Here is a 15339-nt window from a genome sequence, read left to right as displayed (position 1 = left end):
GCCAATTTTTCATATATACAATTTCCATAAACAATATTTTTATTTGTAAAAATAATTTAAATTTACAGTAAATAGGTGTATTATTTTTTTATCACTGTCAAAATTTTTATACATAACAGGAGGGCATTATGGCATTTTCATTTCCGACTATACAAGAGTTTTTGGAACGTGTTTTAATCGATCATACATGTAGCCTTAATCACATTAAGCAAGTAAACGAAAGGTTTTATTATCTCCCTTCTACTACAGATGAATATAATTGCGCCATTATTTATGTAGATGACTCATTCACTGCACTAATTGACGCTTTTTCTTATGAATTAGCTGTTATCATCCTTAACGAAAACGATGAGCCGATATGCTGTATAACTTCTCAGCAAATGATTCCATTTCTTTATAAGTCCTACAATGAACTACAGGCATTTTATGACACCGTAATACAAACAACTGACTCTTCTGTTACAGTCATTGATAGTAAAGAATGCGTTCGAACTTGGACAGATGGTGCTGAAAAAATATTTTCAGTCAACCATAATGAAATTATTGGGCAACCGATTACTCGTTTTTTTGATTATAAAGACTTGGAAATTTTACAATCTTTACATGATGGAAAAAGTATAGTCGCTCAGTTCCATCAGCCTCGTCCCGATTTATTCGTATTAATTAATTCAAATCCAGTTTATTGTAATGATGAAATTATAGGAGCAGTCGTTTCAGAAACAGATGTTACAAATCAAGTCGCTTTAAATGAAAAACTATTTAATATGTCACATGAAATGCACCGTTTAGAACAAGAAGTGGCAAAGTATAAAGATGAATCCGATCCATTCCTTGCGATGAATGGGAAAAGTCCTGTTATACAAAGAACGATACAATTAGCTAGAAAAGTTTGTTCGGTGAAATCAACTGTTTTAATACTTGGGGAAAGCGGAGTTGGAAAAGAAGTATTTGCGAAAGCAATTCATGAAGCAAGTGAAGCAGCGAAGGCGCCTTTCATTTCGATTAACTGCGGGGCAATTCCAGAAGCGTTATTTGAAAGTGAATTATTCGGTTACGAGCGTGGGGCGTTTTCTGGAGCTAATAGTAAAGGGAAAAAAGGTAAAATTGAACTCGCACAAGGCGGTACTTTATTCCTCGATGAGATTGGCGAAATGCCGCTCGATATGCAAGTAAAACTGTTACGTGTACTACAAGAACGAAAGTATTACCGAGTTGGCGGAGAAAAAGAAATTAATATTGATTTCCGCATTATCGCTGCTACAAATCGGGATTTACAAGAAGAAATGAGAAAAGGAACTTTCCGAGAAGATTTATATTATCGTTTAAATGTAGTTAGCCTGCATATTCCACCGCTGCGTGAAAGACGAGAGGATATTATCGAACTCACATACTCATTCTTAAACGATTTTTCGATCAACTATAACCGACCAATTCGTGACCTACCTTCAAGCATTATGCATGAACTGCTTCATTACAATTGGCCAGGTAATATTCGCGAACTTCGAAACGTTGTTGAACGACTTGTGGTATTCGCAACAGACGGAATTATAAAACAAGAATATTTACCATTTCATACGACTGAAACTTTAGACAACCATACAGCTCATTCCCTATTACTCAGCAACAATAATACAATCCTTTCTTTACAAGAAGAGATGGATGAGCATGAGAAAAAAGTTATTGAAAGGGCTTTACGAATTTTAAATGGGAATAAATTAGAATGTGCAAAACAACTTGGCGTAACAAGGGCTACTTTATATAACCGTTTAAAAAAACTTGGACTTCAATAAAGAAGCAGTATGCACCGATTAGGCGTTTACAGGTAGCTCTCTCTCTCCCTCCTCTATATTGGCATGATTTTTGCATATATAATTTGTGCAAACCGAACTAGAGGAGGAATACACATGACCAATAAAAACAACTTAATCGTTTGTCGTTGTGAAGAGGTTACATACGGACAACTTCAATCGACAATTGCTGAATATAACTGCTCGGCAAGAGAATTAAAACTAAGAACACGTGCTGGCATGGGATTTTGCGGTGGTCGCACATGCAGAATAATGATAGATCGAATGATTGAAAATGCGAATCCTGACGTAACTCTTAATGAACTACCGTTAAAATATCAACCACCAATACGTGCAGTTACTTTTGGATCGGTAGGTGAAAGTAAATGAGTAGAATTACACATCACCCTATTTTAGGTACTTTACAAAGTAGTGAGCGTATTACTTTTCAATTTAACGGTCATCAATACGAAGCATATGAACATGAAACGATAGCTGCTGCCCTGTTAGCAAATGAAATACGGACATTAAGAGTTCATGAAGATAGCGGGACACCGCGAGGTATTTATTGTAATATCGGGCACTGTTCTGAATGCCGCGTGACAGTAAATAATCAAACAAATGTACGCGCATGCTTAACTGTTGTAGAAGAAAACATGGTTGTTGAAAGCGGGAAACAGCATCCAAATATCGTGAGAGAGATGGTGAAAAAACGATGAGTGATGTAATTATCATTGGTGCAGGACCAGCGGGATTATCTGCTTCTATCTCTTGTGCTCGTTTCGGACTAAAAGTGCTCGTTATTGATGAATTTATGAAGCCGGGCGGGAGATTGTTAGGACAGTTGCATCAAGAGCCTACTGGAGAATGGTGGAACGGAATAGAAGAATCGAAGCGACTTCATGAAGAAGCAGAATCACTTTCAGTACATATTAGGTGCGGTGTTTCGGTCTATAATTTAGATAAAGATGAAAACAATTGGTTTGTACATACTAATATCGGTACGTTAGAAGCACCGTTCGTACTACTTGCTACTGGTGCTGCGGAATATTCTATTCCCCTTCCAGGCTGGACACTTCCAGGAGTGATGTCAATTGGAGCAGCTCAAGTTATGACAAATGTTCATCGCGTGCAAGTTGGAAAAAAAGGAATCATTATTGGTGCTAACATTTTGTCTTTCGCCATTTTAAGTGAATTGCAATTAGCGGGAATTAAAGTAGATCATATTGTACTCCCTGAAAAAAGCGAGTTAAGTCAAAAAGCTGGTGAACCTGAAGAAGTTTTAAACTCTCTTTTAAATGCAGCACATCTCGCTCCTTCTGCTATTTTACGAATAGGTAGCCACTTTATGAAATATGATTGGATTCGAAAAGCTGGATTAACATTCTATCCAAACAGCGGAATGAAAATAAACAGAACGCCACTTCACCTTCGGAAAGCAGCTCTTGAAATTATCGGAACAGATCAAGTTGAAGGTGTACGTATTGCTAATATTGACTCTAAAGGAAATGTTATTAATGGATCAGAGAAAATATATGAAGCAGATTTTGTTTGTATTGCCGGGGGATTATATCCACTTGCCGAACTTGCAGCTGTAGCTGGTTGTCCCTTCCATTACATTTCAGAATTAGGCGGACATGTTCCTCTCCATTCCGAAACAATGGAAACCCCTCTTCCTGGTTTATTTGTAGCTGGCAATATTACAGGCATTGAAAGCGGAAAAATTGCGATGGCGCAAGGAACAGTTGCAGGTCTATCAATTGCTAAATACGCAGGTGAAAAACATGATATAGTCGACCAACAATTATATCACGCCATTCAAAACGTTCACTCTGTTCGTCAAAAAGCTGCAATTCAGTTTAATCCGATGGTAGATATCGGTAGACGAAAGATGAATGAAATTTGGCGTGATTATTCTTCTACATATGCACATACTAAAAAGAGCTGCTGAGATTATTCTCAACAGCTCTTTTCTCTACTCATCCAAGTTATTAAATTTCGCTAATGCGTAAATACCTTCTTCATCATCTAATTCAAGTTGTAATCTCGCTGCGAATGAATTGACATTATATTCTCTGTCAAGCAATAAGCGTAATGCTTCGATTAAGTTTGCTTGAATTAAAATTTGCTGGCGACCATTTACCTCTACTTCCGCAGAGAAACCGTAGTCATCGTCATACATGAGTTCAACTAACACTTCTTCTGGACCCACTTGTCTTTTTTCAGCTATATATACGCAAAGCGCATTTATTAATTCTTGTTCAGAAATTTTTATTGTTTCCATGCTACTTCATCTGCCTTCTTCTTACGTTGGTCTTTGAAGTATTTAAATGCACGAACTGCTAACATTACGATACCAGCCATTACTAACATATTTACCATAAACGCTAATACAGAACCAAGAGCTCCCATATTTGCAAATAAGCTACCCATTAGTAAACCACCAAGACCACCTAGTAATAAACCTTTCATAAAGCTTCCTTTATTACTTTTTGGTGCTGTGTTTGTTGCTTTCGTTTTTGAATCTGGAGTCGTTTTTTGAGAATTTACATTTGAGTCTTTTTTGTTTAAATCAACTTTTGACTTTTGACCTGAACTTGGTGTAAATGATTTTTTACCAGATTTGTAACTTTTCGCTGCTGCATGATCTACGAACATAAAGCTGCTAGCCCCAAAGATAACCATGAATGCTGTCATTACTGCTACAAGTTTTTTCAACATATTATATCCATTCTCCTTTTATATAGATATATGTGAAATCTATCTTTCTAGTAAATTCAGAATGATAGATTTGTTTTTAAGAACATTTTAAAGGTTCTTATGAACTTATTATATGAACTTTTGTCGAAATATGCAAGTATTATTTACTTTCAACAGTTTGGTGACAAAGGAAAAATTAAGCAAAACAGAATTGACTTTAAATGAAACAAAACATATTATAAGTTCATAAGAACTTTTTATTATTTTGGAGGTGAAAAGATGGAAACATTTCATCTCACACGAAACGAAATGGCTACCCTTCTTCTATCACTAAGAGGATGGAATACGAAAAAGCCTCTCGGTATTTTACAAGAAGCTTGGGCAAAGTCACATAAAAAAGATATTGAAAGCGGACAAAGCGTTACAGCTTTTATTACTACCGCACTTTCACCTATTTTTGAAAAGCTGATTAAAATTGACGATACTGATGTCGGTTTTTCTTTAAATGAAATAGTTGCGCTTGGCAATCAGATTGAAAACACAAGTTTCTCTGTAACTGCTATGCAAAACTGGGTGAAACGAGATATAAAAGAAATGATTGGCTCTCCTCAAAAAGGGAAAAAATATTCGATTGAACAAGCAGCCTTACTGTTCATTGTCGAAGATTTAAAAACAGCACTTGATTTTGAATCAATTCGTAAGCTATTACGCCTTATCGTTAATGACCCAGCCGATCGAAGTGATGATTTAATCAATCCTGTTCATTTATATGTAGCATACTCTTCTCTATTTGAAGAACTCAATCAAGGGAATTGCTTACAATTAAATGCAACAGATACCGTTCATACAATTGAAAACATCGTAAAAGAAAAAGCTGATAAAATCGCAAGCAAGTTCGATCAAATTAATAACGAACAACGCGAAGCAATTCGTAACGCTATTATCATTGCGACCCTTTCTGTACATACCGCTTATGTACAAATGTTAGCAAAGCGTTACGTAACAGCAACTTTATTTTTACAGAACTTAGATGTGAAACCTTAAAATATAGGAGCAGAAATGCTTCTATTTTTTTATAAAGGAAACAAGCAACCATCTGTTCCAAATATACAACAAATGCTTGATTTATTTAAATTTAAGTTTCATTTCATATCAAGCCGTAGTATTACGCATATCTACAAGTAGTGTCATTTAAGGTTCCATATATCCCTCTAACCCTCATTACATTCAGAATTAACTGTTTTTTTAACGTGCTATTTTCTCATTCTTAATTCTATGCATATCATACACTTTCACTTCATTCTCTATATATGATTTTACTTTTTTAAATTCAGCTTTCTCATAACAACGAATTGCCCTTTTGTTGTCTTCCCTTACCTGTAATACAACTGCTTGTATATCGCAATCTAAAAACGATTTACTTATGAAATACTTTGTAATTTCTGTTCCAAGTCCTTTTGAATATAAATTCGAAACGCCAATAAGAATAGAGTATTCCATCACATAGGTATCATCATATTTCGTCTTTTTTAATCCGACTCTTCCTATTACTTCATCTCTCACTATTATTACATGATAACTTGCATTAGACCGCGCTAATTTTTTATTCCAATACTCCCGAAGTTCTTCTATTGTATATCGCTTAAATGGTTTCACATCTGCTATGTTATGTAATTCTTCGTTGTTATACCATTCTAATATAATTGGTAAATCATCCAATTCTAGAAGACGTTCTTTCCAGTTCACATTTCCACCCCATCTATTTTATGTTTTCAAACCAATTTAAAAAGAATATGCATATTCTTTTTTAGGTAATCTCACTATCTGTTGAATAAAAGGGGATTTTTCTATAATATCCTCTAACTGCCCCTCACTATAGACGTAAATACCACCTACATATGAACTGTACGCCTTTTTCTCAGTTATTACTGCTAAGGTGCTATTTTCCTTTTTAAAATCACCCTCTAGTCCTTTTTCAAAAGATAAACTTTTGGCTTCTGAAAAATAAAGCTGAATTAACGTCGCTAATTGTACGTCCTCTGATTTTGCAAAGTACTTTATTTCATTTAAAATGATTTCATCTTGTAACGGAAGAAAGTCCTCTACTTCTAACTTCTCTCCGTTATGAAAGAAGTTTTGAAGTTCAGGAGTATAGAACGAAAGATTTTTCTCCTCTATCATTTTAAAAATTGTTTGCAGCAATATGTCTTTTCCTATCACAAACGGGTGGCCAAATCCATTATTGTAAAGCCCTTCTTTCATTTTCATTAATTGTTCGATGAAGGGGATTCCCGATTCTTCAATAACAAGTTTACCGTCAATTAAACGCATGTTATCAATCAATTCTTCTATCTGTAAACCTTCTAATTCAAGCGATGAGTAATATATATCTCTATTCCAAAAATCTAATTGATCCATTCCTAATGAATTAAATAAGAGCTCATCTATAATTGGAAAAACTCCATCTTCTATTAAAGCTTTCGTTACATCATCTAATAATCTAGGTGTTTGATTTAAAATCGTACGTATTTCTTCGTCCTCTTGAATGATTCGTACCGTCCACTCACCATGATCTTCACCCGATATTTGCTGAAAACAATGTGAATATGGCCCATGTCCAACATCGTGTAGAAGGGCTACAGTAGATACTAGCTTTCGTTCATATTTCGATAAATGTATGTCACCAATCTCAGTAAGATGTTCTATCACTTTATTTACTAGCACATATACACCTATCGAATGTTCTTCTCTTGTATGTATTGCGTTCTCATGTAAAAAATAAGTATGTCCTTGTTGTTTAATATACGTCAACCTTTGAAATGCTTTTGTATCTATCAATCGAAGGATATCTCTATCACGAATAGAGATTGGTCCATAAATCGGATCTGTAATATACATACGTTCTCCTCCTATTTTTGTAAATGAAAGACCTATACCATTATACTTAATTTTCAGTCTATTATCATTGATATATGAGAAATTTTTAATAATCTTTTCATTAACCCTTCATGAAAACGTGGCTTATATCCTTTACTATAATACTTATGAGAGACATAAAAGAATAGAAATAGCAATCCCCTATGTAAATAAGGTATAATCTACATATAGTGAACCTTTTATGTCATTAAATAAAAGGTTCTTATACTCAAAAATTCATAAACTAGAAGGTGCAACAATGTTAAGTAGTTTTATTCATTCAGTATTAACGTTTTTTGAAGGATTAGGTTATTGGGGCATTATGCTTGGACTTATGATTGAGATTATCCCAAGTGAAATTGTCCTTGCTTATGCAGGATACTTAGTATTCAATGGAAGTATCTCATTTATAGGTGCTGTTGTATTCGGTACAATTGGCGGTGTTATTGCCCAAATCTTTATTTATTGGCTTGGACGATACGGCGGACGACCTATATTAGAACGTTATGGAAAATATATTTTCATACATAAAAAACAAATAGATGCTGCAGAAGATTGGTTTAATCGTTACGGAACTGGCGTCATTTTTACAGCACGCTTCATTCCAGTAGTGCGTCATGCGATTTCAATTCCTGCTGGTATTACAAAAATGCCTTTACTACGTTTCACTACATTAACAGCACTTGCTATTATCCCTTGGTCAATCATTTTCATTTATCTAGGTGAAAAACTAGGTGAAAACTGGGAGAATATAAACGATATTGCTGGTCCGTATGTGAAATCATTCGCAATTGGTGGCGTCGTACTCATTCTTTTATACTTCGTTATAAAAAAATGGACAAAAAAGCGTAAAAATCTTGCTTAAGAATATAATAAAAACCGCTATAAATTCATTCGGAATTATAGCGGTTTTTTATTTATATATGAATTAATCTTCAGGAATTATATAAACACCTTTCCATCTACATTTATATGGATAAGCAACCATTCAATCATTCTTTTCGTATATTATCTCAAAAAGGAGTGATTCCCCTATGCATTGGCAGCAAAAAATACCATACCTGATTGGACGCCCTATCGGTATTTCCTTCATAAATGGGCAAGGAACTTCAGGTGTATTATGTTCAGCGCATGATGGACAATTATATGTGTATGAATACCTTTATCAAGCTCAGTTCGCAATGAAACATTATGATTATAGACAGGTTCAAGATATACATGCATTCCCAAATTGCCCTCACCAAAATCCTCTATACTAAAAAAATCGGAACGGCTCATAGCCATTCCGATTTCTATACTTTATTTCTCAGAATAAAATTTCTGCACTGCTTCATCAAAATAAATCCAACCTTTCCAGCCTAAATGAATCGTATCTTTTAAGAAATACTTATCATATTCATGACCAGAGAAATCAACTACTGGATATCCTGCTTTCTCAACCTGTTCTCGAATTTTTTTATAATACACTTCACGGCGTTCTTTCGGGAAGCCAGTATAATCATACCAAGGCCCATTTACAGGTACAGAAATAAAGAGTGGTTTGACATTTTTCTCTTTAAATAAATCTAAAATAATTTGCAAATCATCATATTCTGGTGATTCATCATATGTTTCATTTGCTCTAAAGTTTTTTAAACCTTTTAGTTTTTTCTTCAGATTATTCTTATGATAATAAGGATTTTCAATTCCGAATGTATTTGTAGTAGACTCAGCTTTCCCTTCTTGTTCCGCGTGTTTACGTGCATCTTCCCAAGAAATTGAACGAAGTCCGATATTTGTTTTCTCTTTCATCGGTTCGATTTTAAATAAAGAGTTAAATAAATCTCTATGATCTAAAATATTTCGATGCATATAAGCAAGTGGTTTAGCTAAACCTGCTTTTATATTATGTTTCGTATCATTATATACAATACCTTCTAATGAATTTTTTAATATATCATCTTCTTGAACAACTTTATAATCTAATAGCCGTTTCGCGATTTTCTTCTTCGTTTCTGGATTTATCTCATCATTAAAAATAAAATGATATGCTTGTTGTTTGGAGAAATTATTAGTGAAATCCCCTTGTGAAACACCAGTCTTTGTAAACCATTGTGGTGAAAGAACAAAGACTACTTTTTTACCTTCTAATTCATCCATAGTAGATGTCATATTTAAAATATGAGCTAAACTTTGTGTACCGCCAGTTCCAATTAAAAACGGTGTAAAACCAGCTGGATTTACTTTGAAATAATTAGACGGATGATATGCATCCATTCGTAAAAATTCTGATGAACCGTACATCGGTAAATACTGTGAATTCTCTAACATTTTTTGCTGTAAGAAAACACTTTGTAATTTCTCTTTTTGTAAAGAAGTTGCCGCATCTTCTACCTTCTTATCACTAATAAGCGATACTAAACTTTTCGATGGGATTAGAATGATAATGAAAAAAAGCACACACGCTAAAATTATCGGACCAAAAGCATGCTTCATTTTCATCTGCTGTCCCTCTTTCTATCGGTATTAAATTGTAACCCTTGTTTTTGACACGTCATCTTTTCTCTCCTTTTTCTCTATACATGTTCCATTCTATTTATCTATTATATACATGTATGTATTTCCTTACTTGTTCTATTAAGTCCTATATAAATAGAACAAAAAATGTTTCCATAGAAACACGTTAATTATACAAGATTCTACATAAATTTCACACTGGAATTTTAGTAATAATTTTATTTTTTAACAATGAAAAAACATATGAAATGTCTAGAATTCTTCGGATGATGTATGAAGTTCAAAATATGATAATAAGCGCCCGCTATGATCAACCTCATGAGTATATATAAACCCGAGCTTTCGTAAAAGTTTTTTCGAGCTCTCATTTGCTACTTTAACTCTAGCAATTATTCTTGTTACATTCAAAGTCTCTATTGCATATTTAATGGAAGCCTCTGCTGCTTCTAATGCATACCCATTCCCCCAATGTTCTGGGGCAAGGAGATACATAATTTCTATTTCACCTGTTTCATCTACCTTTCTTAAACCACAATGTCCTAAAAGCTGTCCTGTTTCACTATTAAATAACAACCATACCCCGAAGTCATACTGTTCCCAATGTAAGATAAGTTGCCCGATATAATCATTTGTTTCTTCCCTCGACATTCCTCTTGATTTAGCCAACCATTTGCCAACAGTATCTTTTTTTAATATGTTATAAAACTGATCAATATCTTCTACAATTGGTTTCCTCATGAATAATCTTTTTGTATAAATTACTTTCTCTTCTTCAAACATAGACATCATTTCCCCTCCAAATACTGTTTACAGACTAATAAATTATACCATGAACTATTTTTCTAACTTTAAATAAGAAAAAACAGACTCTCACATACGTGAAGTCTGTTTCCCCATTCTTTTATTTTTGTACATCTGCCCATTTTAAACTTGTAGCTGGACCAAATTGATGTACATATAAATCTTTCACATATGGTTTTTGTAAGTAAGATAATCCGCGCTGGAATACCGGTGCAATTACTGCATCATCAAGTAGCATTTTTTCAGCTTCTTGCATTGCTTTCCAGCGAGCCTTTTCATCATTACCTAATTCTGTTTTAATCTTCTTAATTAACGCATCATATTCTGGGTTTGCATATTCTGTATTATTGACGCTACTTCCAGAAAGGAATACTTCTAAGTAAGTCATTGGATCTGGATAATCCGGTAACCAGCGTGATAACGACATTTCATATTCTTTTTTCTTCTCAAGTGCTAATTTTTGCGTATGTGGCTGTAATTTCACATTCACTTTTAAGCCTGGTAAGTTTTTCTCAAGCTGCTCTTTAATGTACTCTCCAACTTTTTTAAAGTTTTCTAAGTCATAATTTAATAGTTCTAACGTCACTTCATCTGTACCTGTTTCTTGCTTTGCCTTTTCCCAATATTCTTTCGCTTTTTTTACATCAGTTTTATTAAACTCACCTGCCGTACTTCTAAAATCTTTTTTATCTGGTCCCTTTAAAAATCCTTTTGGTACGTAATAGTTTGCAGCAACCGAACCATCATTTAAAAATGAATCCGCAAGTCCTTTCTTATCAAAAACTGTACTTAGCGCAAGACGTGCATTTTTATTTTTAAGAATCGGTACATTTTCATTAAATCGGAAGAAGTACATAACTGGATCTGTATATTGTTTTAGCTCTTTATTATTTTTATATTTATCCACGAATTCTGTAGAAATAACAGCTCTATCAACTTTATCTGTTTCATATAAATTTACCGCAGTTGAAATTTCTTTTACAATTTGATAGTTTACTTCATCTAACTTCACTTCTTTTTTATCCCAATACTTATCGTTTTTCTTCATTGTAAAGCTAGCTTCGTGCTTCCACTCTGATAATGTAAACGGTCCATTATATACCGCTTTATTTGCCTCTAATCCGTATTTTTCACCTTGCTCTTTCGCATATTTTTCGTTAATTGGATAGAAGGATGGTAAAATTAATAATTTCGTAAAATACGGTACAGGATGTTCTAGCTCTACGACGAACGTTTTATCATCCTTCGCTTTTACCCCTAATTCATCTAGACCTAGTTGTTTTTTATTTATCTTCTCAGCATTTTTTACATCGTACGCAATGTATGCATATTGAGAAGCTGTATCTGGATTAATCAATTGCTTCCAAGCGTATACGTAATCATGAGCGGTTACTGGATCTCCATTAGACCATTTCGCATCACGCAACTGGAATGTATATGTCTTTCCATCTTTACTCACTTCATATTTTTGTGCGCCGGCTTCAATTACTTCATCATTTTTCGATAGTCGGAACAGTCCTTCCATTACGTTATTCAAAACGTTAAACGAGACCGCATCTGTTACTTTCCCTGAATTTAACGACGGAATTTCACCCGTTTCTAGTAACTGTAATACTTTCTTCTCATCTTTCGGCTTTGTTGCAGTTTTTTCTTTTGCGCAACCAACTAAAAATGAAGAAACTAATAGAGTACTAACTAATGAGTAATGAACAACTTTTTTCATTTAAAAACCCCCTCTATTTTTAAGGTAAGTAACGACGAGCACCAGCGTATTCTTCTATATATCCTGGTGTATTTAGCGGTATAATCTCTACCGACCTTTCAGCTCTTGGTGAGTGAATCATATTACCATCACCAATATACATTGCAACGTGATGGACACTACCTTTCCCTTGATCATGTGCAAAGAAAATTAAATCTCCTTTTTGTAGATTTTCTTTATCAACTGCAATTCCTGCTCTTGATTGCGGTCCAGAATCTCGTGGAATTGTAATGCCGTGCGATTTATAGATCGTATGCGTGAAGCCAGAGCAATCAAATCCGAAGCCACTTGTACCAGCCCATATATACGGTAAGCCTAAAAACATTTTCCCTGTGTTAATTAAATCATCAGCTGTCGGTTTGGGAATATCAGTTTGAGAACGGTAAACTGTTCCATCATTTTTTCGTAGCCATGCTTTCTGACCATTTGGCAACAATACACGGTATGACATTGTGTCTTCACTTAATAGCGGCAGTCTTGTATTATAACTGACTTCAAGTGATTTATGTTTTTCAGAAGGATTTATATATAAAATCGCTGTTGGCTTTGTTATTAACACAAAAGGTTCATTTGTTTTATCTGCAAATTCTTGATTATATGTTAATTGCTTTTCAGGCATCCAGCCCGGATAACCTTCTTCATTTCGTGGTGTTGGCTGTCCATGCACTAATACCTTCACCCACTCGCCTTTCTTATCAATAACAGTTACTTCTTGACCGAGTAACGCTTGTGTTTCTAATTTATTTGCATTTGTTAACCATAGTTTCTCGTCAAGTGTCATTGATTTCGTCCATTTCCAAAGATCCACTGGATTTGTTGCACTCGGTGTATCGATTGACCTTAATGAATCAGGTGCTGTCCATAACGTTGCAGCAGATACATCTATAAATGCTTTATTATCCTTCTTTTCTTCAGCATTTGCCGATGTAAACGATGAAAATATAAATAAAGTTGTTAAAAATGCAGTTCCTACTTTTTTCATATATATCCCCCTTAAAAAAATAGTTTACTAGTCTCTTCTCCTAAGACTTACTATTCACTGTCGATTGAAGGTTTACCTTTGATCCAGAATAAGTCATTCCTTCTGGCTCTTCCATTAACCAAAGCGGTGCATCAAGATCAAAATAATGTATATTAGGATGTGCTGCCGCTAAATGTGCAACAGCGCTAACGGAAAGTGAAGATTCCATCATGCTTCCCACCATACACTTCACACCAGCCGTTTCTGCGATATCTGCAATACGCCATGCTTCACGTATGCCACCACATTTCATTAATTTAATATTAATTAAGTCTGCGTATCTTCCTTGAACGAGCTTTAATGCATCACTTGCTGAAAATATACTTTCATCGGCCATAATTGGCGTTTGCACACGATCTTTGACGTACTTTAACCCATCCCAATCTTTCGCGTGTACTGGTTGTTCAATAAATTCTATATTTAAATTACGATTTTCCATCTCTTGAATGATAGAGATCGCTTCTTTTGGACTCCAACCTTGATTCGCATCTAAACGTAATGTCGTATTTCTTGGTACTACATTTCGAATTGCCTCAATACGTTCCAAATCTAAATGCGCCTCCTTACCCACTTTAATCTTTAATGTTTGAAATCCTTTTTCTATATGTTTCTTCGCTTCTTTTGCCATTAATACAGGCTCATCCACACTCACTGTAATATCGGTATAAATTTCTTTCTTCCCGCCTAACAATGCATATAACGGCACATTTTGATATTGGCAATATACATCATATAGAGCGATATCTACCGCTGCTTTCGCACTTAAATTTCCAATACAACTCATTTGAATGCGCTGTAGTAACTGCTGAAACTGAATGATATCTTGACCAATTAAACATGAACGCATCGGTCCTAAAATCGCTTCTTCCATTCCACTGGTGAAATCACCCGTAATAACTGGCGTTGCGGCTGCAGCCCCTTTACCAATCACTCCTTCGTCTGTATGAATATAAACATCTATACTTTCAATTTCTGTTACAGTACGAAGCGCGGTTTTAAACGGTGTATGAAGTTTTATACGTCTACGATTTACTTTTACATCTGTAATTTTCATTTTGTTCATCCTTTCTTCTTCCAATGAAGTGAAATCTTAATCCACTGGAAATTTATACCCACAGATTATTAGGTAAACCTATTGAGCATTTACTCTCCTATCTCTCTACTTTGTTTTCGTTTACTTTTGGTGTAGGATGATAATGTGAAATAAAAAAATCCAGCCATAAGAATGATTCTTACGGCTGGATTTTGTCTATGATTGAGTAGACAAAGCAGCAATCTGATTATATTTTTTCTGTGCATCTTTTAGCGCTACAAGTAACGCTTTTTGAGAAGAGCCAAAATATCGGTTCTTTACTTCCATTACTAACGCCGGGTCATTTATATTTTTATGTAGAAATAAATATTTAACAAATCGAGATGTTAATGCAATTGTCGCTGAGCAGTCTGCATCTACAATTTCCCCTGTATCCTTAACAAGTACAAATGCTACGAAATAGCTTTTAAACTTTTCAGTAATGGGATTATTTTGAGGTGCTTTCGCATCCCCTACGATATAAATTGTATTTGAAGCGTACACAGCTATCTTCCTTTCTTATACGAGGATAACGGGTTTCTTAATAGTCGTATGAGCGAGGAACTCAACGTTGATTAAAAAATGTATCCGCTTACCTTGTATTATAATATAATTGACAGAAATTTAACAACATTTATTTTAGTGCATATTCCATATTTATGCAAATAGCTTAAACTCTTCATTTTTACAATATGTGATTGTTCCTTGTACCATGACATTCATACATAAAAAACTGCACCTCCAATTGTTAGACGGTGTCTAACAATTGGAGGTGCAGTTCAAT

At 34.5% G+C, this 15339-nt stretch carries 17 protein-coding genes; 7 read left to right on the top strand and 10 right to left on the bottom strand.

Annotation, left to right across the window (positions count from 1 at the left end):
- Nucleotides 1-128 precede the first annotated feature (128 nt).
- The 4 genes from H6481_RS24760 to H6481_RS24745 all read left to right on the top strand — a co-directional run bounded on the left by H6481_RS24760 (nt 129) and on the right by H6481_RS24745 (nt 3738).
- The gene (locus H6481_RS24760; RefSeq protein ID WP_109737117.1) at nt 129-1790 is read left to right on the top strand and encodes a sigma 54-interacting transcriptional regulator; all 1662 of its coding nucleotides are present in this window, start codon (nt 129-131) and stop codon (nt 1788-1790) included.
- 114 nt (nt 1791-1904) lie between these two features.
- On the top strand, nt 1905-2177 hold the full coding sequence (locus tag H6481_RS24755; RefSeq protein ID WP_000182619.1) for a (2Fe-2S)-binding protein: 273 nt from the start codon (nt 1905-1907) through the stop codon (nt 2175-2177).
- Nucleotides 2174-2506: a (2Fe-2S)-binding protein gene (locus tag H6481_RS24750; protein ID WP_000087063.1), complete on the top strand. Its 333-nt coding sequence runs from the start codon at nt 2174-2176 to the stop codon at nt 2504-2506. Before H6481_RS24755 ends, H6481_RS24750 begins: the two co-directional genes overlap by 4 nt.
- Complete coding sequence (locus tag H6481_RS24745) at nt 2503-3738, top strand: NAD(P)/FAD-dependent oxidoreductase (RefSeq protein ID WP_063547557.1); 1236 nt, start codon at nt 2503-2505, stop codon at nt 3736-3738. Before H6481_RS24750 ends, H6481_RS24745 begins: the two co-directional genes overlap by 4 nt.
- A gap of 24 nt (nt 3739-3762) precedes the next feature.
- Here H6481_RS24745 and H6481_RS24740 read toward each other — a convergent pair whose 3' ends face one another.
- Both H6481_RS24740 and H6481_RS24735 read right to left on the bottom strand, forming a co-directional pair.
- Entirely contained in the window at nt 3763-4071 is a 309-nt protein-coding gene (locus H6481_RS24740) for a YxcD family protein (protein ID WP_023522202.1), read from the bottom strand.
- On the bottom strand, nt 4059-4508 hold the full coding sequence (locus H6481_RS24735) for a hypothetical protein (RefSeq protein WP_000914478.1): 450 nt from the start codon (nt 4506-4508) through the stop codon (nt 4059-4061). Before H6481_RS24735 ends, H6481_RS24740 begins: the two co-directional genes overlap by 13 nt.
- Nucleotides 4509-4766: 258 nt before the next feature.
- Here H6481_RS24735 and H6481_RS24730 point away from each other — a divergent pair, with 258 nt between their 5' ends.
- On the top strand, nt 4767-5531 hold the full coding sequence (locus tag H6481_RS24730; RefSeq protein ID WP_000447231.1) for a DUF1836 domain-containing protein: 765 nt from the start codon (nt 4767-4769) through the stop codon (nt 5529-5531).
- Nucleotides 5532-5732: 201 nt separating this feature from the next.
- On the opposite strand, the gene H6481_RS24725 is transcribed toward H6481_RS24730, so the two are convergent.
- The gene (locus H6481_RS24725) at nt 5733-6233 is read right to left on the bottom strand and encodes a GNAT family protein (protein WP_182813441.1); all 501 of its coding nucleotides are present in this window, start codon (nt 6231-6233) and stop codon (nt 5733-5735) included.
- Between the two features lie 36 nt (nt 6234-6269).
- On the bottom strand, nt 6270-7385 hold the full coding sequence (locus H6481_RS24720) for an HD domain-containing protein (protein WP_023522204.1): 1116 nt from the start codon (nt 7383-7385) through the stop codon (nt 6270-6272).
- A 277-nt stretch (nt 7386-7662) separates the two neighbouring features.
- On the opposite strand from H6481_RS24720, the gene H6481_RS24715 reads away from it, so the two are divergent.
- Together H6481_RS24715 and H6481_RS24710 are read left to right on the top strand one after the other, a co-directional pair.
- Nucleotides 7663-8268, top strand: coding sequence for a DedA family protein (locus H6481_RS24715; protein ID WP_000952913.1), 606 nt, complete (start codon nt 7663-7665; stop codon nt 8266-8268).
- A gap of 169 nt (nt 8269-8437) precedes the next feature.
- Nucleotides 8438-8662, top strand: a complete 225-nt coding sequence (locus H6481_RS24710) for a hypothetical protein (protein ID WP_000558692.1) — start codon at nt 8438-8440, stop codon at nt 8660-8662.
- A 40-nt stretch (nt 8663-8702) separates the two neighbouring features.
- Here H6481_RS24710 and dltD read toward each other — a convergent pair whose 3' ends face one another.
- The 6 genes from dltD to H6481_RS24680 form a co-directional block, all read right to left on the bottom strand.
- A complete protein-coding gene (gene dltD / locus H6481_RS24705; protein WP_078993772.1) occupies nt 8703-9884 on the bottom strand; it encodes a D-alanyl-lipoteichoic acid biosynthesis protein DltD in 1182 nt (393 codons plus the stop codon).
- 267 nt (nt 9885-10151) lie between these two features.
- Complete coding sequence (locus H6481_RS24700; RefSeq protein WP_065484038.1) at nt 10152-10685, bottom strand: GNAT family N-acetyltransferase; 534 nt, start codon at nt 10683-10685, stop codon at nt 10152-10154.
- Between the two features lie 115 nt (nt 10686-10800).
- Nucleotides 10801-12423 carry a peptide ABC transporter substrate-binding protein gene (locus tag H6481_RS24695; protein WP_182813439.1) on the bottom strand — a complete coding sequence of 541 codons (1623 nt, stop codon included), beginning with the start codon at nt 12421-12423 and terminating at the stop codon, nt 10801-10803.
- 19 nt (nt 12424-12442) lie between these two features.
- Nucleotides 12443-13444, bottom strand: coding sequence for a C40 family peptidase (locus H6481_RS24690; RefSeq protein ID WP_078993775.1), 1002 nt, complete (start codon nt 13442-13444; stop codon nt 12443-12445).
- A gap of 40 nt (nt 13445-13484) precedes the next feature.
- Nucleotides 13485-14546 (bottom strand): dipeptide epimerase, encoded by a 1062-nt coding sequence (locus H6481_RS24685; protein ID WP_182813437.1) that lies wholly within the window; start codon nt 14544-14546, stop codon nt 13485-13487.
- Between the two features lie 186 nt (nt 14547-14732).
- Entirely contained in the window at nt 14733-15059 is a 327-nt protein-coding gene (locus H6481_RS24680) for a DUF3870 domain-containing protein (RefSeq protein ID WP_071732095.1), read from the bottom strand.
- Nucleotides 15060-15339: the final 280 nt, after the last annotated feature.

It is taken from the genome of Bacillus sp. ME78, assembly GCF_903970865.1.
Lineage (GTDB): Bacteria > Bacillota > Bacilli > Bacillales > Bacillaceae_G > Bacillus_A > Bacillus_A cereus.
The sequence above is the reverse complement of the archived record's forward strand: the minus strand, read 5'-3'. Positions and strand labels throughout refer to the sequence as shown.